Source organism: Pseudomonas sp. FSO-7 (assembly GCF_059579345.1).
In genome coordinates this window covers 17,809-42,915 of record NZ_CM184193.1, presented here as the reverse complement: position 1 = coordinate 42,915, position 25,107 = coordinate 17,809, and the positions used below count along the sequence as shown (strand labels likewise).

At 60.4% G+C, this 25,107-nt stretch carries 25 protein-coding genes; 15 read left to right on the top strand and 10 right to left on the bottom strand.

From position 1 onward, the window contains the following. Positions 1-21: 21 nt before the first annotated feature. From AC515T_RS00195 to AC515T_RS00175, 5 genes are all read right to left on the bottom strand, one after another. Positions 22-2,076: a GGDEF domain-containing protein gene (locus AC515T_RS00195; protein ID WP_496530979.1), complete on the bottom strand. Its 2,055-nt coding sequence runs from the start codon at positions 2,074-2,076 to the stop codon at positions 22-24. Next, complete coding sequence (locus AC515T_RS00190) at positions 2,073-2,951, bottom strand: endonuclease/exonuclease/phosphatase family protein (protein ID WP_496530978.1); 879 nt, start codon at positions 2,949-2,951, stop codon at positions 2,073-2,075. The genes AC515T_RS00195 and AC515T_RS00190 overlap by 4 nt, the downstream gene beginning before the upstream one ends. Positions 2,952-2,966: 15 nt before the next feature. After that, positions 2,967-3,608, bottom strand: a complete 642-nt coding sequence (locus AC515T_RS00185; protein ID WP_496530977.1) for a thiol:disulfide interchange protein DsbA/DsbL — start codon at positions 3,606-3,608, stop codon at positions 2,967-2,969. 187 nt (positions 3,609-3,795) lie between these two features. Continuing rightward, positions 3,796-4,407: a c-type cytochrome gene (locus AC515T_RS00180; RefSeq protein WP_496530976.1), complete on the bottom strand. Its 612-nt coding sequence runs from the start codon at positions 4,405-4,407 to the stop codon at positions 3,796-3,798. A gap of 46 nt (positions 4,408-4,453) precedes the next feature. Further along, positions 4,454-4,744: a c-type cytochrome gene (locus AC515T_RS00175; RefSeq protein ID WP_003196231.1), complete on the bottom strand. Its 291-nt coding sequence runs from the start codon at positions 4,742-4,744 to the stop codon at positions 4,454-4,456. A gap of 191 nt (positions 4,745-4,935) precedes the next feature. On the opposite strand from AC515T_RS00175, the gene yihA reads away from it, so the two are divergent. Further along, positions 4,936-5,577 (top strand): ribosome biogenesis GTP-binding protein YihA/YsxC, encoded by a 642-nt coding sequence (gene yihA, locus AC515T_RS00170; protein WP_003196227.1) that lies wholly within the window; start codon positions 4,936-4,938, stop codon positions 5,575-5,577. A 436-nt stretch (positions 5,578-6,013) separates the two neighbouring features. Here the strand turns inward: yihA and polA are convergent, their stop codons facing one another. Beyond that, entirely contained in the window at positions 6,014-8,782 is a 2,769-nt protein-coding gene (gene polA, locus AC515T_RS00165; RefSeq protein ID WP_496530975.1) for a DNA polymerase I, read from the bottom strand. 74 nt (positions 8,783-8,856) lie between these two features. Between polA and AC515T_RS00160 the strand changes: the two genes are divergently transcribed. Both AC515T_RS00160 and AC515T_RS00155 read left to right on the top strand, forming a co-directional pair. After that, positions 8,857-9,144, top strand: coding sequence for a DUF2782 domain-containing protein (locus AC515T_RS00160; protein ID WP_018602771.1), 288 nt, complete (start codon positions 8,857-8,859; stop codon positions 9,142-9,144). 59 nt (positions 9,145-9,203) lie between these two features. Beyond that, positions 9,204-10,154, top strand: a complete 951-nt coding sequence (locus AC515T_RS00155) for a homoserine kinase (RefSeq protein WP_496530974.1) — start codon at positions 9,204-9,206, stop codon at positions 10,152-10,154. Between the two features lie 131 nt (positions 10,155-10,285). On the opposite strand, the gene znuA is transcribed toward AC515T_RS00155, so the two are convergent. Then, entirely contained in the window at positions 10,286-11,215 is a 930-nt protein-coding gene (gene znuA, locus AC515T_RS00150) for a zinc ABC transporter substrate-binding protein ZnuA (protein WP_496530973.1), read from the bottom strand. A 66-nt stretch (positions 11,216-11,281) separates the two neighbouring features. On the opposite strand from znuA, the gene zur reads away from it, so the two are divergent. Genes zur through AC515T_RS00130 form a run of 4 tightly spaced genes read left to right on the top strand, consistent with a single transcriptional unit; the run spans position 11,282 to position 14,078 of the window. Beyond that, a complete protein-coding gene (zur, locus tag AC515T_RS00145) occupies positions 11,282-11,764 on the top strand; it encodes a zinc uptake transcriptional repressor Zur (protein ID WP_018602776.1) in 483 nt (160 codons plus the stop codon). Then, on the top strand, positions 11,764-12,546 hold the full coding sequence (znuC, locus tag AC515T_RS00140) for a zinc ABC transporter ATP-binding protein ZnuC (RefSeq protein WP_496530972.1): 783 nt from the start codon (positions 11,764-11,766) through the stop codon (positions 12,544-12,546). Before zur ends, znuC begins: the two co-directional genes overlap by 1 nt. Then, entirely contained in the window at positions 12,539-13,327 is a 789-nt protein-coding gene (znuB, locus tag AC515T_RS00135) for a zinc ABC transporter permease subunit ZnuB (protein WP_003196213.1), read from the top strand. The genes znuC and znuB overlap by 8 nt, the downstream gene beginning before the upstream one ends. Before the next feature lie 37 nt (positions 13,328-13,364). Beyond that, positions 13,365-14,078: a PA5502 family lipoprotein gene (locus tag AC515T_RS00130; RefSeq protein ID WP_496530971.1), complete on the top strand. Its 714-nt coding sequence runs from the start codon at positions 13,365-13,367 to the stop codon at positions 14,076-14,078. A gap of 107 nt (positions 14,079-14,185) precedes the next feature. Here AC515T_RS00130 and katE read toward each other — a convergent pair whose 3' ends face one another. Then, on the bottom strand, positions 14,186-16,324 hold the full coding sequence (gene katE / locus AC515T_RS00125) for a catalase HPII (RefSeq protein ID WP_496530970.1): 2,139 nt from the start codon (positions 16,322-16,324) through the stop codon (positions 14,186-14,188). A gap of 268 nt (positions 16,325-16,592) precedes the next feature. Here katE and AC515T_RS00120 point away from each other — a divergent pair, with 268 nt between their 5' ends. The 3 genes from AC515T_RS00120 to AC515T_RS00110 all read left to right on the top strand — a co-directional run bounded on the left by AC515T_RS00120 (position 16,593) and on the right by AC515T_RS00110 (position 19,139). Beyond that, positions 16,593-17,600 carry a methionine ABC transporter ATP-binding protein gene (locus tag AC515T_RS00120; protein WP_496530969.1) on the top strand — a complete coding sequence of 336 codons (1,008 nt, stop codon included), beginning with the start codon at positions 16,593-16,595 and terminating at the stop codon, positions 17,598-17,600. Next, positions 17,600-18,274, top strand: coding sequence for a methionine ABC transporter permease (locus tag AC515T_RS00115; RefSeq protein WP_003196204.1), 675 nt, complete (start codon positions 17,600-17,602; stop codon positions 18,272-18,274). The genes AC515T_RS00120 and AC515T_RS00115 overlap by 1 nt, the downstream gene beginning before the upstream one ends. Before the next feature lie 91 nt (positions 18,275-18,365). Beyond that, positions 18,366-19,139 carry a MetQ/NlpA family ABC transporter substrate-binding protein gene (locus tag AC515T_RS00110; protein WP_496530968.1) on the top strand — a complete coding sequence of 258 codons (774 nt, stop codon included), beginning with the start codon at positions 18,366-18,368 and terminating at the stop codon, positions 19,137-19,139. Positions 19,140-19,340: 201 nt separating this feature from the next. Here AC515T_RS00110 and AC515T_RS00105 read toward each other — a convergent pair whose 3' ends face one another. Then, positions 19,341-19,700: a DUF6124 family protein gene (locus AC515T_RS00105; RefSeq protein ID WP_496530967.1), complete on the bottom strand. Its 360-nt coding sequence runs from the start codon at positions 19,698-19,700 to the stop codon at positions 19,341-19,343. Between the two features lie 552 nt (positions 19,701-20,252). On the opposite strand from AC515T_RS00105, the gene AC515T_RS00100 reads away from it, so the two are divergent. From AC515T_RS00100 to AC515T_RS00080, 5 genes are all read left to right on the top strand, one after another. After that, positions 20,253-20,810 (top strand): hypothetical protein, encoded by a 558-nt coding sequence (locus AC515T_RS00100; RefSeq protein WP_496530966.1) that lies wholly within the window; start codon positions 20,253-20,255, stop codon positions 20,808-20,810. Between the two features lie 138 nt (positions 20,811-20,948). Then, positions 20,949-21,323, top strand: coding sequence for a lysozyme inhibitor LprI family protein (locus AC515T_RS00095; RefSeq protein WP_122567698.1), 375 nt, complete (start codon positions 20,949-20,951; stop codon positions 21,321-21,323). A 254-nt stretch (positions 21,324-21,577) separates the two neighbouring features. Continuing rightward, positions 21,578-22,702: a GGDEF domain-containing protein gene (locus tag AC515T_RS00090; protein WP_496530965.1), complete on the top strand. Its 1,125-nt coding sequence runs from the start codon at positions 21,578-21,580 to the stop codon at positions 22,700-22,702. Between the two features lie 798 nt (positions 22,703-23,500). After that, on the top strand, positions 23,501-23,920 hold the full coding sequence (locus AC515T_RS00085; RefSeq protein WP_003196182.1) for an organic hydroperoxide resistance protein: 420 nt from the start codon (positions 23,501-23,503) through the stop codon (positions 23,918-23,920). Between the two features lie 33 nt (positions 23,921-23,953). Beyond that, positions 23,954-24,127: a hypothetical protein gene (locus AC515T_RS00080; RefSeq protein WP_496533210.1), complete on the top strand. Its 174-nt coding sequence runs from the start codon at positions 23,954-23,956 to the stop codon at positions 24,125-24,127. A gap of 116 nt (positions 24,128-24,243) precedes the next feature. Here AC515T_RS00080 and AC515T_RS00075 read toward each other — a convergent pair whose 3' ends face one another. Next, the gene (locus AC515T_RS00075; RefSeq protein WP_496530964.1) at positions 24,244-25,032 is read right to left on the bottom strand and encodes an SDR family NAD(P)-dependent oxidoreductase; all 789 of its coding nucleotides are present in this window, start codon (positions 25,030-25,032) and stop codon (positions 24,244-24,246) included. Positions 25,033-25,107 lie beyond the last annotated feature (75 nt).

Sequence of the window (25,107 nt, the reverse complement as noted above, 5' to 3'; positions counted from 1 at the left end):
AACAAATTGGAACAATTAGCCTCAGCCTAGCTCCACGCGGTTGCGTCCAGCATTTTTAGCCCGGTAAAGCGCCTGATCGGCTCTTTTAAGCACAGAATCGCTGTGTTCGCCCGGCTTGAAAGCCGTCATGCCCATCGATACCGTCACCGTGACCGGCTCGCCCTTGAAATGAAACGGGCAGGCTTCGATGGCCAGACGCAGCGCCTCGGCCAGCTTGGCACCCGCTGCCAGGGGGGTATCCGGCACCAGCAGGACAAACTCCTCGCCACCAAAGCGCGCAATGAAATCGCCGCCACGCAGGCGTTTACGCAGGACCGAGGCGATCAGTTTCAGCACCCGGTCACCGGCCAGATGGCCATAGTTGTCATTGATTCGCTTGAAATGATCGAGATCGAGCATGGCCAGCAACAAGCTGTTGCCGTGCTGCTGCCACTGGACGACTTCATGCTCCAGGCGCTCGGACCAAGCGGCGCGGTTGGGCAACCCGGTGAGCGGATCGACCAGTGCTTTTTGCCGCTGCTCCTCGAGATTTTCTCGCACGACCTGGGCGTCCTGCTCCATCAGCGCGACGCGATCGGCCAGGCTTTTCAGGCGCATCGAGACTTCGTGCTCGCGTTGATCCCGTTGCTGGCGGTGTTGGTCCATCGTCCCGAGCAAGCCTTCGAGGTGGTTCTCCAGCACCTGCTTGAGGCCTTCCAGGTCATCGGCTTGTTGCACGCTGCTTTGCAGGCCGTCCACCTGTTCGCGGATCTGGGTGTCCATTTCCCGAGAAGCCGACAGGTTGTCGGCGTGGTCTTCACTGGCGGCCTGCAGGCTGCTCTGGAATGACTCGAGACGATCATTGAGGCGTTGCAGGTACGCTTCGAATTCATGCTGGCCGGTGTCGGTGATGGCCAGCATCAGCACCGCCAGATCATCGAGGATCGGCAACAACTCGTACCAGTTCAGGCCATTTCGCAGCCGCTCACGCATGGCTTCGGCTTGTGGCCGATGGCGCTCGGGCAAGGTCAGGTCGCCCAACAGGCCCAACAAGGTGTCTTCGATGTGCTTGGCGACCGAGCTGTAGGACGGTTCCGGCGAGTCGGGCAGGGCGTATTGGGCGTCAGCAGCATCGGCGGCTGTCAGGGACTCGTCGGGCTCGGCTTCTGCTGGAAGCGCCGAGGAGTCGGGGAGGGCCTGTGGCGCCTCCTCGGACATCAGTTCGTCGGGATTCTCCAGGGCGGGTGCCGCTACCGGGGGTTCGTCGGCGACCGGTGCCTGCAATGCCGCCAGCTCGATGGCTTCGTCCGGTTTGGTGATCGGCTGGACCACGTCGGCTGCTGGAGTCGGAGCGGGCGCTGGAGCGGCTTCGGTCTGCGGTGCAACCAAGTCGATCGGTTCGGGCGTCTCCTCCAACGAGGGTGCCGGCTCCGCGTCCGACGGTGGTGCTGGTGCTGGTGCGACGGATGCTGTGGCAGCTGCCGGCTCAACGGCTACTGGCTGGGCCGTGTCTGCCGGGGGCGCCACGCTGGCCTGGGCAGGCTCGTGAGGCTGGGGTGACGCGTCATCATGGCCTTGACCACCAAACAGCCGTTGCAGCAGTCCGGGGCGGCTCGGTTCGACAGGGGCGTCCAGGGCACTCAGCGCCTTGCCTTGCAAGCCGCTCAACTCGCTGAGCAGCAGCGGAATCTCCCGAGCCTGGCTGGCCCGATCCTCCAGTTGCTTGGCGAACTTCTTCAGCGACCGGCTGACTTCTTTCGGCAACGGCAGCCTCTGCAACTGGGCAACCAGGGCCGTCAACGCAGCGCTCGTTTGCTCGACCCGGGTTTCGCGACGTTGTTCGGAATCGAGTACGGCTTTCTCCAGGCGCGGAATCAGAGCGGCGAGGCCGGCGTCCATGTCATCGGTGCGCACCACCTCGCGCATTTCTTTCATGCATTGATCGACCGCCCGATCAGTGCCCTCGGCGGCCAGGGTGCTGCGCACCAGGCCACGACGCAGCAAGTCGAGCCGAGCATCCCAGCGGCGCTCGAGCTTTTCCTGCTGTTCGATACTCTTGAGGTATTTCTCTCTCCAGCGTTCGGCGTCGTCGCTCATTCATCGGATCCGCGAGGGGCAGTACTCAGCGCGGGGAATGCATCGGCCGTGAGCGAACCCGGCAAACGAATTTCTACCGCGACCGGCAGGTGATCGGAAATGGGTTGGGCCAGCACCTCGACGCGTTCGAGGGTTAGGGTCGGGCTCAACAGGATATGGTCCAGGCAGCGCTGGGGGCGCCAGCTGGGGAATGTCGCTTCCAGTTGGGGGGCGAGCAGACCGAGATCGCGCAGCGGTGAAGTCTGCAGCAGGTCGGTGGCGTGAGTGTTCATGTCGCCCATCAGGATCTGGTGCTTGTAACCACCGATCAGCTCGCGAATGTACGCCAGCTGCATCGTCCGGGTCCGCGCCCCGAGCGCCAGGTGCATCATGACCACGACCAGCGCCTCCGGACCTTCGCCGAAACGCGCAAGGATCGCCCCGCGCCCCTTGGGGCCCGGCAGCGGATGGTCTTCGATCGCCCACGGGCGCAAGCGACTCAACACGCCATTGCTGTGCTGGCCGAGGCGTCCGAGGTTGCGATTGAGTTGTTGGTACCAGTAGGGGAAGGCGCCCAATTGGGCCAGGTGTTCCACCTGATTGACGTAGCCTGACCTCAAGCTCCCACCGTCGGCCTCTTGCAGGGCTACCAGGTCGAAGTCCTTGAGCAGGGCGCCGATCTTCTGCAAGTTGCCGGCACGCCCGGTGTGCGGCAGCAAATGCTGCCAGCCGCGGGTCAGGTAATGCCGGTAGCGTTCGGTGCTGATGCCCACTTGGATATTGAAGCTGAGCAGCCGCAAGCGGCTGTCGCCAGGCAGGCCCGTGGACGAGACATGATGCTCGTTGACCCGTGGTTCATGCAGGCCAACGACGCGTTCGGTACTCCAGCGGGCCATGGGCGTGGGCCGCGCTTAGTTGGCGGCAGCCTTGGTGGCCGCTCGCTCTTTGGCGATCAGTTGGTCGGCCAGTTGCAGTGCTTGTTCGGCACCGCCGGCGGAGCCGATGTCAAAGCGGTATTTACCGTTGACGATCATGGTCGGTACGCCGGTGATTTCGTATTTCTTCGCCAGCTCCTTGGCCTTGTTGATCTGGCCCTTGATGGCGAAGGAGTCGAACGTGGCGAGGAACTTTTCCTTATCGACGCCCTGGGTGGCGAGGAAGTCGGCCATGTCGTTCTTGTCGGTCAGCTTCTTGCCTCCCTTCTGGATCGCGTCGAATACCGCCGCGTGAACCTTGTGCTCGACACCCATGGATTCGAGGGTCAGGAACATTTGGCCGTGGGCGTCCCATGGGCCGCCGAACATGGCGGGGATGCGGACGAAGTTAACGTCCGACGGCAGTTTCTCGACCCATGGGTTGATGACCGGTTCGAACGCGTAGCAATGCGGGCAGCCGTACCAGAACAGTTCCACGACTTCGATCTTGCCAGGCGCTGCCACCGCAACGGGGTTGGTCAATTCGACATAGGGTGCGGCGGGCTTTTCAGCCGCTTGGGCAGTCATGCCGAACAGGCTGGCGGCGACGAGCGCGGCGCTGATGATCAGATTACGCATGCTTTACTCCTGGACAATGAGGGGGCCTCGCAAGGCCTGTTTCTAAGACAGACCGTGGCGGGTTCAAGTTCTCTAGTGTAACGGCAGCGGCCACAAAAAAGGGCGGCCAAAGCCACCCTTTTGATGCTCGCATCGACAGATTAATCGAGCGTTAACGTTACAAGAGGTGTACCCCCTCGCAACGGCCTTAGTGCAGGCCCTGGATGTAGCTGGAGACTGCCGCGATATCTTCGTCGCTCAGCTTTTTGGCGATGCTCTGCATGGGCTTGGTGTCGCCATCGTTGGTACGGCCGCTTTCTTCCTTACGGAAATCGGTCAGCTGCTTGGCAACGTACTGGGCATGCTGGCCACCCAGGTGCGGGAAGCCGGCGGCGGCGTTGCCCTTGCCGTCCGGGGAGTGGCAACCGGTGCAGGCTGGCAGGCCTTTGTCGAGGTTGCCGCCGCGGAACAGCGCTTCACCGCGAGCCACGAGTTTTGGATCGGCGGCGCCGACGCTGCCCTTCTGGCTGGCGAAATAGGCCGCGATGTCCAACAGGTCTTCATCGCTCAGGTTGGTCAGCAGCCCGGTCATTTCCAACACCGTGCGCTTGCCGGACTTGATGTCGTGCAGTTGCTTGTTCAGGTAACGCTCGCCTTGGCCCGCCAGTTTCGGAAAGTTGGGCGCCATGCTATTGCCATCCGGGCCGTGGCAGGCCCCGCATACAGCCGCTTTAGCCTGACCGGCAGCGGCGTCGCCAGCGGCGTGGGCTACGCCGGATATCCCCAAGGTCAACAGCAGACTCACGATCAGTTTGTTCATCAGCTAATCCAACTACGGCTAAGGGTTAAAGAGTTATGGACCGGGTTTACTCGCTCATCCACTGGATGATGGCTCGGTAATCCTCGGCACTGCAGTCCATGCACAAACCACGCGGCGGCATCGCCTTGAAACCCTGGGTCACGTGTTGCACCAGCGTCTCCATACCTTTCGCCAACCTCGGCGTCCAAGCTTCCTGATCGCCCTTGCGGGGCGCCATGGGGAGTTGGCCGGAATGACAGGCACCACAAACACGGTTGTACACAGCTTCCGGATCCTGTGTAGCCTGAGCGCTGTAAAGCGGCATCAAGACACCGGCAGCTAGCAGCCATTTCGTCATAAAACGACCTTTTCAGGGTTGGGAACGAGCTGCGTTCTAATGCGCAATTTCGGTCGGTCGCTCCCGTGAGCTTCATCCTACGCTGGGACAAAGCGCACACAAAATCTGCGGCATTATATACTGGCGTCACTGAAACGGAAACGACACAGCTTGCCGCGTCCATTCCCGACGCCGCCCACATCGGAAATCCCATGCAACTGAAGAACCCCATCCTTGGCCTGTGCCAACAGTCCACCTTCATGCTCAGCGCCGCCAAAGTCGATCAATGCCCAGACGACGAAGGCTTCGAAGTGGCGTTTGCCGGACGTTCCAACGCCGGCAAATCCAGCGCGCTGAACACCTTGACCCATGCGAGCCTGGCACGCACCTCGAAAACCCCGGGTCGCACGCAGCTCTTGAACTTCTTCAAGCTAGACGATGAACGGCGTTTGGTCGACCTGCCCGGCTATGGTTACGCCAAGGTCCCGATCCCGCTCAAGCAACACTGGCAGCGCCACCTGGAAGCGTACCTGGGCAGCCGCGAGAGTTTGAAAGGCCTGATCCTGATGATGGATATTCGCCATCCGATGACCGACTTCGACCTGTTGATGCTCGATTGGGCGGTCGCCAGCGGCATGCCGATGCATATCCTGTTGACCAAGGCCGACAAGCTCACCTACGGCGCGGCGAAAAATACCTTGCTCAAAGTGCAGTCGGAGATTCGCAAGGGCTGGGGCGACGCGATCACCATCCAACTGTTCTCGGCGCCCAAGCGCATGGGCCTGGAAGAAGCCTACACAGTGCTGGCCGACTGGATGGAATTGGCGGACAAGGGCAGCGAAGAGGCCGAATAAGCCACATCGCAGGCAAAAAAAACCCCGGACTTCTTATGGGGAGGGGGAAGTTCGGGGTCCAAGTTCCGGACCGCTAGGGCGGGGTCCAGATATCTGCCAACACTTAACACAACATAGGAGCATTGAAGGGCTTCACCAGCCATTCAGAATCTCTGAGTGGCGATTCACGGGTTTAGTTCAGATTATTTTTGGAAATAACCGTAGGAGCTTTCCGAGCTAATGAGGCCGCACCTGGGTTTTGGGTGACTCAATGGGCATAGGTTGTCTGGGCTGACGCTATCGCGAGCAAGCTCGCTCCCACAGTGAATGGGTGTTGGCTCGATAGTCGGCTCGACACAAAACGCCTGTGGGAGCGAGCTTGCTCGCGATGACAATCTTTCACTCCCCCCAGCTCTATCAGCCCCCCCTGTGGCGAGGAGGCCTCAGAACAAACGGCTCAGTGCGCCTCGTCCCAGTTATTGCCCACGCCCACTTCCACCAGCAACGGCACGTCCAAGGTGGCGGCGGTGCTCATGTGCTGGCGGATTTCCTCGCGCACCTGGTCGACCAGGTCTTCACGCACCTCCAGCACCAGTTCGTCGTGGACCTGCAGGATGACCTTCGCGTCCAGCCCGGACGTCGTCAGCCAGCGATCCACCGCGACCATGGCTTTCTTGATGATATCGGCCGCCGTGCCCTGCATCGGCGCGTTGATGGCGGTGCGCTCGGCGCCTTTGCGCAGGGCCGGGTTTTTCGCGTTGATGTCCGGCAGGTACAACCGGCGACCGAAAATGGTTTCGACAAAACCTTGCTCGGCCGCCTGGGCGCGGGTGCGCTCCATGTACGCCAGCACACCCGGGTAGCGAGTGAAATAGCGGTCGATGTAGGCCTGGGACTGCTTGCGATCAACGCCGATCTGCTTGGCCAGGCCGAACGCACTCATGCCGTAGATCAAGCCGAAGTTGATCGCCTTGGCGCTGCGGCGCTGGTCATGGGTGACGGCTTCCAGCTCAACACCAAACACCTCGGCGGCCGTGGCCCGGTGCACGTCCAGGTCATTACGAAACGCATGAAGCAGCCCCTCATCCTTGGCCAGGTGCGCCATGATCCGCAGTTCGATCTGCGAATAGTCCGCCGCCAGCAGCTTGTAGCCTTTCGGCGCGACGAATGCCTGGCGGATGCGTCGGCCTTCGGCCGTGCGAATCGGGATGTTCTGCAGGTTCGGGTCGATGGAGGACAGACGCCCGGTCGCGGCGACGGCCTGCTGGTAATTGGTGTGGACGCGGCCAGTGCGGCTGTTGATCTGTTCCGGCAGGCGATCGGTGTAGGTGCTCTTGAGCTTGCTCAGGGAACGGTACTGCATCAGCACCTTGGGCAGCGGGTAATCCTGCTCCGCCAGCTCGGCAAGCACCGCTTCGGCGGTGGATGCCTGGCCCTTGGCGGTTTTGCTGAGCACCGGCAAGCCGAGCTTTTCATACAGGATCACGCCCAATTGCTTCGGCGAACCCAGGTTGAATTCTTCGCCGGCGATGGCAAACGCCTCACGCTCCAACGCCACCAGTTTTTCGCCCAACTCGACGCTCTGTACGCCCAGCAGGTTGGCATCGACCAACGCCCCCTGGCGCTCGATGCGCGCCAGGACCGGCATCAGCGGCATTTCGATATCGTTGAGCACCGGGCCCAGGCTTGGCGTGGCGGCCAGTTTTTCCTGCAAGGCCTGATGCAGGCGGAAGGTCACGTCGGCGTCTTCGGCGGCATAAGGACCGGCCAGTTCCAGGGAGATCTGGTCGAAGGTCAGTTGCTTGACCCCTTTGCCCGCGATGTCCTGGAAATCGGTCTTGCTCTGGCCCAGGTACTTGAGCGCCAGGCTGTCCATGTCGTGGCGGGTCGCGGTGGAGTCCAGCACGTAGGATTCGAGCATGGTGTCGAAGGCGATGCCCTGGACCAGGATGCCATTGTCCTGGTCGCCACCGATGGCGCAGTTGGCCAGGATGTTGGTTTCGAACTTGGCGTGCTGGCCGATCTTGAGCTTGTTCGGGTTTTCCAGCAGCGGCTTGAGCGCCTTGAGCACCGTGTCGCGGTCCAGTTGCTCCGGCACGCCCATGTAGGAATGGGTCAATGGGATGTAGGCCGCCTCGAAAGGGGCCACAGCGAACGACAAGCCGACCAGTTGCGAATGCTGGGCATCGCCGCCGTTGGTTTCGGTGACGAAGGCAAACAGCGGCGCTTTGTCGAGTTTCGCTAGCCAGGCCTCGAAGCGCGCCTGATCGAGAATGACCTCGTACTTGGCCTCGGCAGCGCCGGGCTGTTCGTCGCGGGTTTCGACGATTTCCTGGCCGGCACGCTTGGCGTCCCGCTGGTTTTCTTCGAGCCAGCTCTTGAACTCCAGCACCGTGTACAGCTCAGCCAGTTTCTCGTGATCGGGCGTACCCATTTGCAGGTCGTCGAGGCCGACGTCCAACGGCACGTCGGTCTTGATGGTCGCCAGCTCGTAGGAAAGGAATGCCATTTCCTTGTGCTCTTCAAGCTTGGCGGCCAGGGTCTTGGCGCCACGGATCGGCAAGGTGGCAACGATGTCCAGTTGCGCATACAGCTCGGTCAGGCCGCCATTGACGCCTACCAACAGGCCGGATGCGGTCTTCGGCCCGATACCCGGAACGCCGGGGATGTTGTCGGAGGAGTCGCCCATCAATGCCAGGTAATCGATGATCTGCTCGGGAGCGACGCCAAACTTCTCCTTCACGCCAGCCACGTCCAGGGCGCTACCGGTCATGGTATTGACCAAGGTAATGTGCCCGTCGACCAACTGCGCCATGTCCTTGTCGCCGGTGGAGATCACCACCGGACGGTCGGCCGCCGCGCTGCTGCGGGCCAGGGTGCCGATCACGTCATCGGCTTCGACGTTGTCCACGCACAGCAGCGGGAAGCCCAGGGCCTTGACGCTGGCATGCAGCGGCTCGATCTGCACGCGCATGTCGTCGGGCATGCTCGGGCGGTTGGCCTTGTATTCGGCGTACAGCGCATCGCGAAACGTCCCACCCTTGGCGTCGAACACCACGGCGAACGGACTGTCCGGATACTGCTTGCGCAGGCTCTTGAGCATGTTCAACACGCCCTTGACCGCACCGGTCGGCAGGCCTTTGGACGTGGTCAGCGGTGGCAGCGCGTGAAAGGCGCGGTACAGATAAGAAGAACCGTCCACCAGGACGAGGGGGGCTTGGCTCATGAGCAGGATCAACCTTTTCGGCGGGTCCGGGGCTAGAATAGCGGGACCGTTGACGACAAAGGGACAAGGTTATCATGCGTACACTAAATCGCCTGTTACTGGCTGGCTTGTTTGCAATCACCCCGTTGGCCGTCATGGCAGCGGATGACGCGCCCTCGGCGGACCCGGACGTCACCATCCGCACCGAAGGCGATAAAACCATTCAGGAGTATCGGCAAAACGGCTTTTTGTACGCGATCAAGGTCACGCCCAAGAACGGCAAGCCTTATTTCCTGGTGCGCGCCGATGGCACTGATGCAAACTTCATCCGCTCGGACCAGCCGGATATGCTGATCCCTTCGTGGAAAATCTTTGAGTGGTAGTACCGCTCTGCACTTCAACCGGCGCCCGCTGAAGGGCGCCCGTACTGGCAGTTTTAACCATGTCTGTGTTCACGCCCCTGGCTCGGCCCGAGCTGGAAACCTTTCTCGCCCCTTACGGGCTTGGCCGTCTGCTTGATTTCCAGGGGATCGCCGCCGGCAGCGAAAACACCAATTTCTTTATCAGCCTGGAGCAGGGCGAATTCGTCCTGACCCTGGTCGAGCGTGGCCCGGTGCAGGAAATGCCGTTCTTCATCGAACTGCTGGACGTACTGCACAACGCCGACCTGCCGGTGCCTTACGCCTTGCGCACCACCGACGGCGTCGCGCTGCGGGAACTGGCGGGCAAGCCGGCGCTGTTGCAACCGCGCCTGGCCGGCAAGCACATCAAGCTGGCCAACGCCCAGCATTGCGCCCAGGTCGGGGAGTTGCTGGCGCATCTGCACCTGGCAACCCGGGACAACATGATCAAGCGCAAGACCGATCGCGGCCTGGACTGGATGCAGGAGGAGGGCGCCAAGCTGTTGTCGCACCTCGACGATGAGCCGCGTCGGTTGCTGGAAGCGGCATTGGATGAAATCGTTTTGCGGAAGGTCGGCATCCTGGCGCTACCCCGGGCCAACATCCATGCCGATCTGTTCCGCGACAATGCGATGTTCGAAGGCACGCACCTGACCGGGTTGATCGACTTCTACAACGCCTGCTCCGGGCCGATGCTGTATGACGTTGCCATCGCTTTGAACGACTGGTGCTCGGATGACGACGGTGCGCTCGATGGCCCCCGGGCGCGGGCGTTGCTGGGTGCCTATGCGGCGTTGCGGCCGTTTACGGCTGCCGAGGCCGAGCTATGGCCGACCATGCTGCGCGTGGCGTGCGTGCGATTCTGGCTGTCGCGATTGATCGCCGCTGAGTCGTTTGCCGGGCAGGATGTGTTGATTCACGATCCGATGGAGTTCCAGCAGCGGTTGGCGCAGCGGCAGACGGTCCACACTTTGTTGCCTTTCGCCCTCTGACAACCCACAGGCGCACGAAGGCTTTTGTGGCGAGGGAGCTTGCTCCCGCTCGGTTGCGTAGCGACCGCAAGATTTTAGGGCCGCTTCGCAGCCCAGCGGGAGCAAGCTCCCTCGCCACAAGAGCCGTGGGGTTACAGCGACTCCAGGCACCCCGCCAAATCATTCCCCAACTTCTCCAACAACTGCTCATACCCCTGCGCCGTCGCCGGGGTGTCGCCGCCCAGTGCATCCAGCTCCGCCAGCTTCACCGGCAACCCGGCCACCAGGGTTTCGGCCAGACGCGGGCGCAGCGGCGGTTCGCTGAAAACGCAGGTCTTGCCCACCGCTTGCAAGCGCGTGCGCATCGCCGCCACATGCTGGGCGCCGGGCTGGACTTCGGCGGCCACGGCGAACACCCCGGCGTGCTTGAGACCGTAGTTGTCTTCGAAATAGTCGAACGCCTCGTGGAACACGAAATACGGCTTGCCCGCGACCCCGGCCAAACGCGTCTTGAGGCGCGTGTCCAAGGCGTCGAGACGCTGGTTGAAGCCCGTGAGGTTGCTTTGATAGCGCGCCGCGTTCGCCGGATCCGCCGCGCTCAGGTCCGCCGCCATTTTCGCAGCGATCACCCGCGCATTGTGCGGCGATAGCCACAGGTGGGCATCCACGGTGCCGGGGCGATGGTCGTGATCGTGTTCATCGTCGCCATGGTCATGATCCTCGTGGGAGGCGCTGTCCTGGGCGAAGTGACGCAACGTGAGCCCCGGCAGATCCTGCACCGCAACGGAGGGAAGGGTACGACCGTTCAACACCCGCGGTAGGAAACCTTCCATGTCCGGCCCAATCCAGTACAGCAGGTCCACCGACTGCACCTTGCGTACATCCGAGGGCCGCAACGCATAGTGATGCGGCGAAGCCCCTGGCGGCAGCAACACTTGCGGAACCGCCACGCCGTCCTGCACGGCGGCGGCAATCAGCTGCAACGGCTTGATGCTGGTGAGGACCTTGACGTCGGCCTGGGCCGGGCCGATCAGTAGAAAACTTGCGACAAAAGCGACAAAGAGCGAAAAAAATCGGGACACGATGACCACTCGTAGAAGCGAGAACGGGTAACATAATAACGTCTCTCACTGAACACGTCGCTGCCCATGCCTATTACGCCCCTTGCCAGTCGTCCCCACGATCACTCCCACTGCGTGCACAGCGCGCTGTCCGAGGCCGACGCCATCTGCGCGCGCCAGGGGTTGCGCCTGACCGCCCTGCGGCGGCGCGTGCTGGAATTGGTCTGGCAGAGCCACAAGCCGCTGGGCGCCTACGACATCCTCGCCGTGCTCAGCGAGCAGGACGGCCGTCGTGCCGCGCCGCCGACGGTCTACCGGGCGCTGGATTTCCTCTTGGAAAACGGCCTGGTGCATCGCATCTCGTCGCTGAACGCCTTCGTCGGCTGCAACCATCCGGAGCACGCCCACCAAGGCCAGTTCCTGATCTGCCGCGAATGCCACGCCGCCATCGAGCTGGAGCAGAAGTCCATCAGCGATGCGATCATCGCCAGTGCCAAGGACGTGGGCTTCGTGGTCGACACCCAGACCGTCGAAGTGGTGGGTCTGTGCTCCGGCTGCCAGGGGGCCTGATGAGCAACGCGCTGATCCGCCTCGAGCAGGTGGCCGTGACATTCGCCGGCCAGAGCGTGCTGGACAACATTCACCTGAGCGTCGAGCCGGGACAGATCGTGACCTTGATCGGCCCCAACGGCGCCGGCAAGACCACCCTGGTGCGCGCCGTACTGGGTTTGCTCAAGCCCGACAGCGGCAGCGTCTGGCGCAAGCCCAGGTTGCGCGTCGGTTACATGCCGCAAAAACTCCACGTCGACCCAACGCTGCCACTGTCGGTGCTGCGCTTCCTGCGCCTGGTGCCTGGCGTGGATCGCACGCGCGCCTTGGCCGCGCTCAACGAAGTGGGCGCCGAACAGGTGATCGACAGCCCGGTGCAAAGCGTGTCCGGGGGCGAGATGCAGCGTGTGCTACTGGCCCGCGCCCTGTTGCGAGAGCCTGAGTTGTTGGTCCTCGATGAACCGGTGCAAGGGGTCGATGTGGCGGGTCAGGCCGAGTTGTACAGCCTGATCACGCGCCTGCGCGACCGCCACGGCTGCGGCGTGCTGATGGTGTCCCACGATTTGCACCTGGTGATGAGCACCACCGACCAGGTGGTCTGCCTCAACCGCCATGTCTGCTGTTCCGGGCATCCCGAGCAGGTCAGCGGCGATCCGGCTTTCGTCGAACTGTTCGGAAAGAACGCACAAAGCCTGGCGATTTATCACCACCACCATGACCACGCCCATGACCTGCATGGCTCGGTGGTCAGCGCCCCTTCTGCTTCCAATCATGTTCATGGAGATGGCTGCAAGCATGGCTGATTTTCTGTTGTACGCCCTGCTCGCAGGCCTGGCACTCGCCCTGGTCGCCGGCCCCCTGGGTTCGTTCGTGGTCTGGCGGCGCATGGCCTATTTTGGCGACACCTTGTCCCACGCCGCGTTGCTCGGCGTGGCCCTGGGGTTTCTGCTGGATGTCAGCCCGGCGGTAGCAGTGACCGTCGGTTGCCTGTTGCTGGCGGTGGTACTGGTGACCTTGCAACACCGTCAGCCGCTGGCATCCGACACGTTGCTAGGCATTCTCGCGCCAAGCACCCTGTCCCTCGGGCTGGTGGTGCTGAGCTTCATGCATGATGTGCGCATCGACCTGATGGCCTATCTGTTCGGCGACCTGCTGGCGATCAGCCCGACGGACCTGTCGTGGATCCTGGGCGGTAGCGCGGCGGTGCTGCTGTTGCTGGTGGCGCTGTGGCGGCCATTGCTGGCCGTTACCGTGCATGAGGAACTGGCCCGGGTCGAAGGCCTGCCCGTGCTGGGTTTACGGTTGGCGCTGATGCTGCTGATTGCAGTGGTCATCGCCGTGGCGATGAAAATCGTCGGTGTGTTGCTGATTACGTCATTGCTGATCATTCCGGCGGCTGCGGCACAGCGTCACGCCCGCTCACCCGAGCAGATGGCCCTGGGCGCGAGCCTGCTGGGCATGCTCGCGGTGTGTGGTGGCCTGGCACTTTCCTGGTTCAAGGACACCCCGGCCGGCCCGTCGATCGTGGTCAGCGCCGCTGCGTTGTTTCTGCTGAGTTTTGTCCTGCCTCGTCGAGGGGTGTAGACTTGCTCGCTTTTTGCGCAAATAGAGAGTCGCAGGAATGAAGCCGTTCGCCTCCCGTTATCTGCTCCTTGTCGCATTTTCCCTGCTGCTGGGCGCTTGCCAGAGTACACCGCCGGCCACCCAGGCTCCCGATACGCGGGGCCCGGCCATCGCGCAGCTCGAGCAAAGCCTGGCCAGCAATGAGCTGGCCACCGCTGAAGGCCAGTTGGCCGCTTTGCAAGCCCAGTCGCCGGAAGACCGGTCGCTGGAACCTTACCAGCGGCAACTGGCCGAGGCGTATTTGCGCCGCAGCCAGATCGACCTGCAAAAAGGCGACGTCAACGCCGCCGCCACCGCCCTGAGCCGCGCCCGAGCACTGATGCCCAAGGCCCCGGCCCTCACCGGCGAGGTCAACAGCGCCATTGCCGAAGCCCGCAAGGCCGACCTGGAAAAGGCCGAGGCCGACCTCAAGGCCGCCGAAGCCAAACCGGTCGCCAAAGTGATCGACCCGAGCGCCCCCAGCACCACGGTTGCGCTCAACCTCGCCGATATACAGCAAATGCGCCGACAACTGGATGCCATCGCCGCCGATGTGGTGAATTATCAGTGTGACGTCAGCATCCAGGCGCCGCGCACCGATGACTATCCATGGTTGGCGACGTTGCTGACCAAGCGGGTCAAGAAGCTGGACCCTGGGTTTGATCTGAAGCTGCAGAAGCAGATTTTGCGCAGCGTGCCGGCCCAGGTCGTGCTGACTCCGCGCAAGCCTTAAAAAGCATCGCGAGCAAGCTCGCTCCCACATGGGGTTTAGTGATCGGCACCTAACCCCTGTGGGAGCGAGCTTGCTCGCGATAGCGTCCTACCAGACAACAACTCTCTTTAGGCTGGAACCGCCTTGGCCTTCGGCTCCCGCGCCCAAACCCGATGCTGAGCAATCGCATCGAAGAACGCCTGGAACTTGCTGGCATCCACATCCGGAATCAACCCCGCATCCGCCTCCAGCTTCAACAGCACCAGCAATTGCCGGGCCTCGCCATTCAGCGCGATGGCCTTCAGGTGCTTGTAGGCTTCCAGCACATAATGCAACGCCACCCCATCGGCACTCAGGGCCTGGATCGATTGCGCCCCGCCTGGAACGAACACTGCGTCGAAGGCAATGGACGGCAGGCCTTCCATGGAGGCATCCACCGGTAGCGTCTGCCCGTCGGCGGTGGTGACCGGCGCGGAGGTTGGTCCGAGGATTTTGGCGTGAGCGCCTTCTGCCTTCAGGGCCTGCTTGAGGGCATCGATGATCGCCCCATCGACACCGTTGGCCACCAACACCGCCACTTTGCGCGTCTTGATGTCGCCGGACAGCAGGTTCGCCTGGCTCAAGGCCGGGGATTGCTCCAGCGAAGGCGTCGGAACATCGACGGTACCCGCGGTCGGTGCCGGCAAGCCGAGGTTTTTCGCGACTCGCCCAGCCAGGTCCAAGTCGATGTTGGCGAGGATCTCATTCACCTGCCGCTTCCGGATGAACTCCCGCTCCACCTTGCCCAGCTCGAAGCTGTAGGCGGCGATGATGTGCTCTTTTTCGTGGGGGCTCATGCTGTTGTAGAACAGCCGCGCCTGGGAGAAGTGATCGGCGAACGAATCGCTGCGTTGGCGGATCTTGTAGGCGTCGATACGCTCTGGATAACTTTCGAAGCCGCCGTCCTCCGGGCCGGGAGGGGTTTCCTTCGGCCAACCACCGTCGATGGAGTTGGGCTCGTAGGACGTGCGCCCCTTGTCGATGGTGCTGCGGTGCATGCCGTCACGCTGGCCGTTGTGCACCGGGGTGATCGCCCGGTTGATCGGCAGCTCATGAAAGTTCGGCCCACCGAGTCGGCTGATTTGCGTATCGGTGTAGGAAAACAGTCGACCTTGTAGCAGCGGATCGTTGGAGAAATCGATGCCCGGCACGATATGCCCGGGGCAGAACGCAACTTGCTCGACTTCGGCGAAGAAATTATCCGGGTTGCGGTTCAGCACCATCTTGCCCAGGGGTGTGATGGGCACCAGCTCTTCAGGGATGATCTTGGTCGGGTCGAGCAGGTCGAAGTCGAAGTTGTGCTCGTCTTCCTCGGCGACAATCTGCACGCCGAACTCCCATTCCGGATAGTCGCCCATCTCGATCGACTCCCAGAGATCGCGACGATGGTAGTCCGTGTCTTTACCTGCCAGCTTCTGGGCTTCGTCCCACACCAATGAACAGGTGCCGACGGTAGGGCGCCAGTGGAATTTGACGAAACTGCTTTTGCCTTCGGCGTTGATCATGCGGAAGGTGTGCACGCCGAAACCTTGCATGCTGCGTAGGCTTTTCGGAATGGCACGGTCGGACATCGCCCAGATCACCATGTGGGCCGATTCCGGCACCAGCGAGACGAAATCCCAGAACGTGTCGTGGGCCGAACCACCGGTAGGTATTTCATTGTGGGGTTCGGGTTTCACCGCGTGGACGAAGTCAGGAAATTTGATCGCATCCTGAATGAAAAACACCGGCATGTTGTTGCCCACCAAGTCGAAGTTGCCTTCCTCGGTGAAAAACTTGACCGCAAAGCCACGCACGTCGCGCACGGTGTCGCCGGAACCTCGTGGACCTTGCACAGTGGAAAAACGCACGAACACCGGGGTTTTCTTACTCGGGTCTTGTAGGAAACCGGCCTTGGTCAGCGCCGAATGCGCCTCATAGCTCTGAAAGTAGCCATGGGCGCCGGTGCCGCGGGCGTGGACGATGCGCTCCGGGATGCGCTCATGGTCAAAGTGCGTGATTTTTTCACGCATGATGAAGTCTTCCAGCAGCGAGGGACCGCGAGCGCCGACACGAAGGGTATTCTGGTTATCGGCGATTTTCACGCCTTGATTGGTGCGCAACGCCTGCTCGGTGGCGTCGGAGCGAAACTGTTCCAGGCTTTCGAGCTTGGCGTTGGTGTTGCCGCGATCCAGGGTGTCGGTCCCGGCCAGTTGGCTCTTGTTGACCGTAGGCTTTTCGGTACTCATCAGGCATAACTCCTCTTTGCGATCCCCGCCGTGGCCAGGACTCTTGAGTTCGATAGATACCGCAGGTCGGTACCTGGGCATTTTCGAGTTGCTTAATGAGTGACCGATGCCGTTTGGCTGTGTTCCTTTTTTATGCCCATTGATCGCGTTATTGCCAAATGACTGGTCCGATCGCAAATAAATGCTAAGAACCTCTATACGGACAGGCTAAAATGCGCGCCCGGCTAACCGCTGATCCTTTTCCAACGCGCCCCACAAGGTTCGCTACGTGATCGAGTTTCAAAACGTTTATAAAACCTACCGGGTCGCCGGTAGGGATATCCCCGCCCTGCACCCGACCAGTCTGACGATTGAGAACGGTCAGGTCTTCGGCCTGATTGGCCATTCCGGTGCGGGAAAAAGTACCCTGCTGCGCCTGATCAATCGCCTGGAAGACTCCAGCGGCGGCACGATCATCGTCGACGGCGAAGAAGTCACCGCCCTGGACGCCAGCGGCCTACGGCGCTTCCGCCAGCAAGTCGGGATGATCTTCCAGCACTTCAACCTGCTGGCCTCCAAGACCGTGGCCGACAACGTGGCGCTGCCGCTGACGCTGGCAGGTGAGTTGTCCCGCAGCGAAATCGACCAGCGCGTCGCCGAACTGCTGGCACGGGTAGGGCTGTCCGACCACGCCCGCAAATACCCGGCGCAATTGTCCGGCGGCCAGAAGCAGCGCGTCGGCATCGCCCGCGCCCTGGCGACCAAGCCCAAGATCCTGCTGTGCGACGAGGCCACCAGCGCCCTCGACCCGCAGACCACCGCCTCCGTCCTGCAACTGCTGGCGGAGATCAACCGCGAGCTGAAGCTGACCATCGTGCTGATCACCCATGAAATGGACGTGATCCGCCGCGTTTGCGATCAAGTGGCGGTGATGGACGCCGGTGTGATCGTCGAACAAGGCCCGGTGGCCGAAGTGTTCCTGCACCCCAAGCACCCGACCACCAAGCGTTTCGTCCAGGAGGACGAGCAGATCGACGAAAGCGAACAGCGCGACGATTTCGCTCACGTACCGGGGCGCATCGTGCGTCTGACGTTCCAGGGCGACGCGACCTACGCGCCGTTGCTCGGCACCGTCGCCCGGGAAACCGGGGTGGACTACAGCATCCTGGCCGGTCGCATCGACCGCATCAAAGACACCCCCTACGGGCAACTGACCCTCGCCATCACCGGCGGTGACATGGAGGCGGCGTTCGCCCGCTTCACCGCGGCCGATGTCCACATGGAGGTGCTGCGCTAATGGAACTGTTGAGTTCGTTCTTCTCCAACATCGACTGGCTGGAAATCTGGCTGGCGACGGGCGACACCTTCCTGATGCTGTTCGGCTCGCTGCTGTTCACCGTGCTGCTCGGCCTGCCCCTGGGCGTGCTGCTGTTCCTGTGCAGCCCGCGCCAGTTGCTCGAAGCCCGCGGTGTGTATGCGCTGCTGTCGCTGATCGTGAACATCCTGCGTTCACTGCCGTTCATCATCCTGTTGATCGTGATGATCCCGTTCACGGTATTGATCACCGGCACCTCCCTGGGCGTGGCCGGCGCGATCCCACCACTGGTGGTGGGCGCGACACCGTTCTTCGCCCGCCTGGTGGAAACCGCACTGCGCGAAGTCGACCGCGGCATCATCGAAGCGACCCAGGCCATGGGCGCTACCACGCGGCAGATCATCGTCAACGCCTTGCTGCCGGAAGCCCGTCCGGGCATTTTTGCCGCGATTACGGTGACAGCGATTACGCTGGTGTCCTACACGGCCATGGCCGGTGTGGTCGGCGCCGGTGGTTTGGGCGACCTGGCGATCCGTTTCGGCTACCAGCGTTTCCAGACCGACGTCATGGTGGTCACAGTGGTGTTGCTGCTGGTGCTGGTCCAGGTCCTGCAAACCGTGGGCGACAAACTGGTTGTGCATTTTTCTAGAAAATAAGGCCTCGCGGCCAATAAACCATGAGCCGGCCATTCGCTGGCAGGCGCCGAGAGCAGGCGCCGCAAGCGGGCACTCAAAAGGAGTTAGCTGAATGAAGAAACTACTGGTTGCCTTCGCTGCCGCCGCAGCGTTTTCCGCCCACGCCGCCGACACCCTGACCGTCGCGGCCACGCCGGTCCCTCACGCGGAAATCCTCGAATTCGTCAAACCGGCATTGGAAAAGCAAGGCGTAGACCTCAAGGTCAAAGTCTTCACCGACTACATCCAGCCCAACGTGCAGGTCGCGGAAAAGCGCCTGGACGCCAACTTCTTCCAGCACCAGCCGTACCTGGATGAGTTCAACAAGGCCAAGGGCACGCACCTGGTGAGCGTGGCCGGTGTGCACCTGGAGCCACTGGGCGCTTATTCCAGTAAGTACAAGAAGCTTGAAGAACTGCCAGGCGGCGCCAACGTGGTGATTCCTAACGACGCTACCAACGGCGGCCGTGCGCTGTTGCTGCTGGCGAAGGCTGGGGTGATCAAGTTGAAGGATTCGAACAACATCCTGTCGACGACCAAGGACATTACCGAGAACTCGAAGGATTTGAAGTTCCGTGAGCTGGAAGCGGCGACCATTCCGCGGGTGCTGACTCAGGTGGATCTGGCGTTGATCAATACCAACTATGCGTTGGAGGCGAAGCTTGATCCTTCCAAGGACGCGCTGGTGATCGAAGGTAGCGACTCGCCTTATGTGAACATTCTGGTTGCCCGTGAGGATGATAAGGACAGTGAGGCGATGAAGAAGCTGGTTGCGGCGCTGCATACGCCGGAGGTGAAAGCTTTTATTCTTGAGAAGTACAAAGGGGCGGTTTTGCCGGCGTTTTGAGCTGATCAGGTGGTGAAAAAAACGGGGCTGCGTGGGAATGCAGGCCCGTTTTTTTTTGCTCGGAAATATGCGTGACGGGCAAAAATCCGCAAGATCACGGGCATTCATAGAAATCTCTGCGGGCTTTCGTGTTTCTGGAGCGTTAAAAAAGCGAACCCGACGCAAGGTGTAGGGTTTGCTTTTGGCAAGGATGTTTATTTGCTATCGCGGATCAACGTTATCCAACACCCGGTTAGCCAGCAATGAACTCAGCTCAATCAATTGCTGGATGCCGAGAAGGATGTGGCGGCGCTGACCTTCCAGATCGAAGGCCAGGTTGCTGACCATTGCGTCGGCTGCCGCCAGGGTTTCGCTGAGGTTGGCTAGGAGGGATTCGTTGTCGGCGTTTTTTGCGACGGTGAAGAGCTGACCCGGTTGGGACGCATCTTCGGACTTTTCCGGTTTTGGGAGCAGGTAGTGATCCAGGACGCGTTTGGTGGCTTCGTCGTGCTTTTTGGCCTTGGATTTGGTGCGCGGGGGAGCTTGGTCCGCCTCTGGCGGATTCGGTGTAGGTTTGAACATGTACTAAGTCCTATAGTTGAAGCCGCAACCCTCTAGCTACTAAACAAGGGGTGGCAGCTGTACGCAGGTTAGTAGACCGGGGACTTAGCAAGCCGGCGCGCCCGAGGGCGCCCTGCGCACAACCGCCATCAAATACAGGCATGGAAATACCTGATTGATAGAGCTTTGCACCTTACTAAATACCTCGGGCTACTAAACCCGACCACTGATGGGCAGTGGCAGGAAAACGATAGAACCCAGGGGCAAGGTGCACAAGCGGGCGGATTCTGGCGTAGTTGTAGGTAATGGCGCAAGGATGTGTAGCTTGATGGAAGGATCACGCCAGCGGAATAAACAGGGCTTGGTTTTGGCCCATAAATCGGGGCTAGACGGGTTTGCGGTTGAGGTTTGAAGTGGGTGGGGCTGCGTTGCAGCCCAGCGGGAGCAAGCTCCCTCGCCACGAATGTTTGACCGGCTCGGGATGCCCGCTCGGTACGTGATGGTTGCTGTCTTTCGCTCCGAAAAAGGGGGGAGCGCAGGAATATACTTGCCCCTTTTTATCCGAATGCCCCCATGAATTCATTACGCGAAGACAATCGAAAACGCTTGATACGACTCATCGAACAGATCCCTGTCGATAAGAACCCCGAGGGCTGGGCTCATGTGGCTTCGATAGCCGTCGGCGGGCTGCTATCGGTAGGGTTTTCGCAAAAAGGTCCCTACTTGCTGGTCGTCTCAAGCTCGGGTCGGAGTGTTGTGCACTGCGACACAGGCGAAAAAATTGAGCGCGACTATGAAGAGTATGCAGGCTTGAGCGAGCTTGGGTTGCATTGCCAGGGCATTGGCGTGATCGCCGATGAAGTCATACCGCTGTGTGGCATACAGGGCGGAGGCTTGCCAACCAGCAACATCGCCGGGGAGGGACTGGAGCTGGTTTCCCCAGATTGGCCCGAGAACAGCCTTATTCTGAGCAAACCCTTCAAAAATGCACTGATTGAGGGTCATCAAGCAGATTGCACGGTGATCTACAGGGACCACGTGAGGGCGTTCGGATTCTCTTGGTGTGGAAACTACATCGTTGCGGCGTGCGGCAGCGACCTTGATCTTTGGTCGAGAACGTCAAAGCTGTAACGCAAGGCAGTCGCGGCCGATTGTGGGCCATGGAAAACATGAGGGGGGGGTAGGACCCGCTTCATTGTTCTACAGCCCTCATGATAAATTTCCCGCCGCGACCTCTAATGAATAGAGGGCATTCAGGGAGTGAAGTGAGTGATCAAGTCTTTGTTGGTTGGAGCATTGCTGGCAATGGCATCCGCATCGGCATCTGCGATGAGTTGCGATAACCCTAGAAACGCCTATGACAGAACCTATTGCGCGTCGCTGAAAATGGTTCAGTCGGATCAGGACATCAACGATCAATACAAGAAGACGATGAGTGCGCTGAACCCGGAGCAAAAGAAAAAGGTGAAAGCCGCTCAAATCCAGTGGATCAAAAATCGTGACAGCGCCTGTTCCAACGATGGCCTGCTCTACCTGGACTGTGCCAACGAGAAGACCGAGGCGCGTATCGTCATCCTCAAAGCGGTCGAGCGCGAGTGCCGTGCTGCCGGTTGCGACGACGCCAAGCTGTCGCAAGTCGAGTAACCCGTAACAACTTGCCTTCGCTGAAAAACCCGACGTAAAGCGTCGGGTTTTTCTTTGGCGGGTTCACCCGTTATTGCGGATTGATTCCAGCCTGCTCCTGTAAAGAAGATGATGCACAGTTTGTTGTGGGAAGGGTTGGGGCTGCTTCGCAGCCCAGCGGGGATAAATCCCCTCGCCACAGTAATTCAGTTGTTTGCGTTGGTGGCAGGGTGCCACAATCGCCGCTTTCGTTGCGTCACGATCAGGTGGATCAAATGGGCGGCCCAAGATCTCGCAATGGCCAGGATTTTTGCATAGCCGAGCAGGTGCGGACTGATCGATTGCAGCAACTGTTTCGCCAATCCGTTTCTGCGGTTTTCGGCAGTTACATGGCTGCCATCATGTTGAGTTGGCTGTGTTGGGATCGGTTTGAGCACAGTGTCATTCTTTGGTGGCTGGCCTTCCTGACAGCATCGACGCTGGTGCGTATCGCGATGTTCGTTGCCTATTTTCGCAGCGACGAAAGTGAGCGTACGCCTCAACGCTGGGAGCGCAGGTACTGGGTCACGTTGGTATTGTCCGCCAGCATCTGGGGCGGCGGGGCGTTTGTGGTCATGCCGGCGGACGATCTGTTGTCCCAGGCGTTGGTGATGCTCTTTACCGTCGGGATGTCCGTCAGCGCGGTGTCCTGTTATTCGGCCTACCGCGATATGACGCTGGTCTCCATTGGCCTGGTGTTGTTTCCGTGCACCGTCTGGCTGCTGTTTCAACCGTCGCCGATCCAAGTTGGCATGGCCCTTTCGATCCTGGTGTTCGCCGCATTTGCGGCCCGCGCCACACACAAAATGTCCCAGGCCCTGGAAATCGCCTTTCGTCTTACCCGTGAAATGGAACAGGCGAACAGCATTTCAACCCGCGCCGCACAAACCGATGAACTGACCGGCCTGAAGAGTCGACGGGCTTTTTTCGAACATGCTCAGCAGCTTTATGACGAATGCAAGACCAACCGGTTAGGGTTGTGCGCGGTCATGTTGGACATGGATCACTTCAAGCACATCAACGACACCTACGGCCATCAGGTCGGGGATCAGGTTTTGCGCGAGATGGGGATGGTCATCAGTTCGTCGTTTCGGGCGACGGATATTCACGGTCGGCTAGGTGGGGAAGAGTTCGCCATTCTGCTTCCGGACACGTCCATCGAAGTCGCTACCCAGATTGCAGAACAGCTCATCGATACGATTGCGGGTTTGATGATCGAGCCTGTTCACTGCATAACCGCCAGCCTTGGCGTCGCGTCGACGGAGGCTTGCAATAAGGACCTTCACAGCTTGATGAACGATGCGGATAAGGCCCTGTATCGGGCGAAGGCGCTGGGTCGCAATCGAGTGGCTGTTGCTTAGTCGGGTTGGCTTTACCCTCAGCGGAAAACCAAAAAAACGCCAATTCGGCGTTTTTTTGTATCAGCAGAAAATCAGGTTCTGGCACTGGCCATACGGCCAACGGGTTCAAGCTCCTTACCCTTGGCGAGGCTAACCGACAAGAACTGGCGCTCAATAGTAGTCGCGCAGCCAGCCAGACGGCGGGCTTCCACTTGGTGCTGAGCTGCAAGCATGGCTTTGAAGGGCGCTTGGAAGCCTTCATGGAAAACTCATCAATAGAAGTGGGGTTCATGGGCAGTGGCAGTAAAACAATAGAACCCGGGGGGCAGGGCACACAAGCAGGTGGGTTCCGGTGTGGTTGTAGGCAAAGGCGCTAGGCTGTGTGGGCTGGCGGAGGCGTGGTGGTCGTTCCCACGCTCTGCGTGGGCATGCATCCCGTGACGCTCTGCGTCACACCCCACAAGCGGAACGCGGAGCGTCCCTGGCGGCTTCCCACGCCGGAGCGTGGGAACGATCGAGAAGCCCATTATTCTGCTTTGAACTCCCTGTCTCCGAAGGCCTGCAATTGCGCTGGACCTGCTGATCCCCCTAGCACTTCCTTCTCCTTGGCTCTCCTCGCGGCCCACACAAGCTGGCGACACTGCGACGCCTAAAAATAAATTTCTTTTTAGATCAATTGGTTAATTCAAGGCAGGTAAATTTTTAAAAATTTATCTTGCGCGCTAATTATTCATCCGTTAACTTTATCTCAACTGGTTAGCGCACAAACATTTAGCGCAAGCCAAAACGATCAAATCAATCAGCAAAAGAGGAAACACCATGAACGTTCTCTATACCGCAGTCGCAACCTCCACCGGTGGCCGTGATGGCCGTGCTGTTTCCAGCGACAAGATTCTCGACGTGAAACTGGCTACTCCAAAAGCCCTGGGCGGCGCCGGTGGTGAAGCCACCAACCCTGAGCAGTTGTTCGCCGCCGGCTACTCGGCTTGCTTCATCGGCGCGTTGAAGTTTGTCGCCAGCCAGAGCAAACGCAGCATTCCTGCTGACGCTTCGATCACAGCACACGTTGGCATCGGCCAGATCCCTGGCGGTTTCGGTCTGGACATCGACCTGCACATCAACCTGCCAGGTCTGGATCAAGCCGATGCTCAAGCGCTGGTCGACGCGGCTCACCAGGTTTGCCCGTACTCCAACGCGACACGCGGCAACGTCGACGTCCGTTTGCACGTCACCGTCTAACTCACTTCATCTACGAATAAAAAGGATCAGGACATGAACACTTTCAGCAAAACTCTCGTTGGCTCGCTTCTGGCTCTGTCGCTCGGCAATGCGTTCGCGACTTCTTCTGTTCAACCTACGTTCGCTGAGGGTGGTTCGGATCGCCTGATCGAAAAACGTGTAGCCGAAGGCGGCTCGGATCGCTTGATCGAAAACCGGGTAGGCTGAACAAACCCTTCAACGCTCCGAAAACCGGTCATATCAACCCATGTTGCTTCCGAAAGAAAAAACGCCGCTTATCTCTCATGAGGAAGCGGCGTTTTTTTGCAACGTGTCATAGGGCCCTAAACGATGCTATCCACCACACCACCATCCACACGCAACGCCGCACCGGTGGTGGCCGAGGCCTGTTCCGAGCTGGCATAGATGATCATGTTGGCGACTTCCTCGACGCGCGCCGCACGCTGGATGATCGAGGTGCTGCGGTGCTGGTTGACGAAATCCGCCGCGACTTTTTCCAAGCTTTCCCCGCTGCGCTCGACGTCTGCCTGGAGCATCTGGGCAACACCTTCGGAAAGGGTCGGCCCAGGCAGCACCGAGTTCACCGTCACGCCCGTGCCGGCGAGTCGCTTGGCCAGGCCGCGAGCGATGGACAGTTGGGCGGTTTTGGTGAAGCCGTAGTGGATCATGTCAGCGGGAATGTTCACGCCCGATTCCGACGAGACAAACACAATCCGCCCCCAACCACGCTCGACCATGCCTTGCGCGTAGGCCCTGGAAACACGCACGCCAGACATTACGTTGGTTTCGAAGAAGCGCTGCCATTCGCTGTCCAGCGTTTCGAAAAAGTCTTCCTGTTTGAAAATGCCCAGGTTGTTGATAACGATATCGAAACTTGGGTGCTGGGCGACGAGTGCCTGACAGCCAGGCGCGTTGCTGAGATCGCCCACAAAGCCAGTCGCCCTTGAGGCAAGGTCGCCCAAGCGCTGCAGCGCGTCCTCCACGCTGCTCTCGCTGCGACCATTGATGACCACGTGGGCGCCGGCTTGCAGGAAGCCTTTGGCGGTCGCAAAACCGATGCCGCTAGTGGACCCGGTAACCAGGACCTGACGTCCGGTGAAATCGATGTTCATGAGGGGACTCCTTGATTAATGAACCAGAGGAAGTGCGATATTTCTGGCTGGAGGGTAGTCCGACGGATTTAGAGA

Excerpts from the sequence above, each read along its gene's own strand:
- AC515T_RS00180 (WP_496530976.1), bottom strand. The coding sequence starts at position 4,407 with ATGAACAAACTGATCGTGAGTCTGCTGTTGACCTTGGGGATATCCGGC.
- zur (WP_018602776.1), top strand. The coding sequence starts at position 11,282 with ATGCCTATTACGCCCCTTGCCAGTCGTCCCCACGATCACTCCCACTGC.
- AC515T_RS00075 (WP_496530964.1), bottom strand. The coding sequence starts at position 25,032 with ATGAACATCGATTTCACCGGACGTCAGGTCCTGGTTACCGGGTCCACT.
- znuC (WP_496530972.1), top strand. The coding sequence starts at position 11,764 with ATGAGCAACGCGCTGATCCGCCTCGAGCAGGTGGCCGTGACATTCGCC.
- AC515T_RS00090 (WP_496530965.1), top strand. The coding sequence starts at position 21,578 with ATGGGCGGCCCAAGATCTCGCAATGGCCAGGATTTTTGCATAGCCGAG.
- AC515T_RS00100 (WP_496530966.1), top strand. The coding sequence starts at position 20,253 with ATGAATTCATTACGCGAAGACAATCGAAAACGCTTGATACGACTCATC.
- AC515T_RS00160 (WP_018602771.1), top strand. The coding sequence starts at position 8,857 with ATGCGTACACTAAATCGCCTGTTACTGGCTGGCTTGTTTGCAATCACC.
- AC515T_RS00175 (WP_003196231.1), bottom strand. The coding sequence starts at position 4,744 with ATGACGAAATGGCTGCTAGCTGCCGGTGTCTTGATGCCGCTTTACAGC.
- AC515T_RS00195 (WP_496530979.1), bottom strand. The coding sequence starts at position 2,076 with ATGAGCGACGACGCCGAACGCTGGAGAGAGAAATACCTCAAGAGTATC.
- AC515T_RS00115 (WP_003196204.1), top strand. The coding sequence starts at position 17,600 with ATGGAACTGTTGAGTTCGTTCTTCTCCAACATCGACTGGCTGGAAATC.
- znuB (WP_003196213.1), top strand. The coding sequence starts at position 12,539 with ATGGCTGATTTTCTGTTGTACGCCCTGCTCGCAGGCCTGGCACTCGCC.
- AC515T_RS00080 (WP_496533210.1), top strand. The coding sequence starts at position 23,954 with ATGAACACTTTCAGCAAAACTCTCGTTGGCTCGCTTCTGGCTCTGTCG.
- yihA (WP_003196227.1), top strand. The coding sequence starts at position 4,936 with ATGCAACTGAAGAACCCCATCCTTGGCCTGTGCCAACAGTCCACCTTC.
- AC515T_RS00130 (WP_496530971.1), top strand. The coding sequence starts at position 13,365 with ATGAAGCCGTTCGCCTCCCGTTATCTGCTCCTTGTCGCATTTTCCCTG.
- AC515T_RS00190 (WP_496530978.1), bottom strand. The coding sequence starts at position 2,951 with ATGGCCCGCTGGAGTACCGAACGCGTCGTTGGCCTGCATGAACCACGG.
- katE (WP_496530970.1), bottom strand. The coding sequence starts at position 16,324 with ATGAGTACCGAAAAGCCTACGGTCAACAAGAGCCAACTGGCCGGGACC.
- AC515T_RS00085 (WP_003196182.1), top strand. The coding sequence starts at position 23,501 with ATGAACGTTCTCTATACCGCAGTCGCAACCTCCACCGGTGGCCGTGAT.
- AC515T_RS00110 (WP_496530968.1), top strand. The coding sequence starts at position 18,366 with ATGAAGAAACTACTGGTTGCCTTCGCTGCCGCCGCAGCGTTTTCCGCC.
- AC515T_RS00105 (WP_496530967.1), bottom strand. The coding sequence starts at position 19,700 with ATGTTCAAACCTACACCGAATCCGCCAGAGGCGGACCAAGCTCCCCCG.
- polA (WP_496530975.1), bottom strand. The coding sequence starts at position 8,782 with ATGAGCCAAGCCCCCCTCGTCCTGGTGGACGGTTCTTCTTATCTGTAC.
- AC515T_RS00185 (WP_496530977.1), bottom strand. The coding sequence starts at position 3,608 with ATGCGTAATCTGATCATCAGCGCCGCGCTCGTCGCCGCCAGCCTGTTC.
- AC515T_RS00155 (WP_496530974.1), top strand. The coding sequence starts at position 9,204 with ATGTCTGTGTTCACGCCCCTGGCTCGGCCCGAGCTGGAAACCTTTCTC.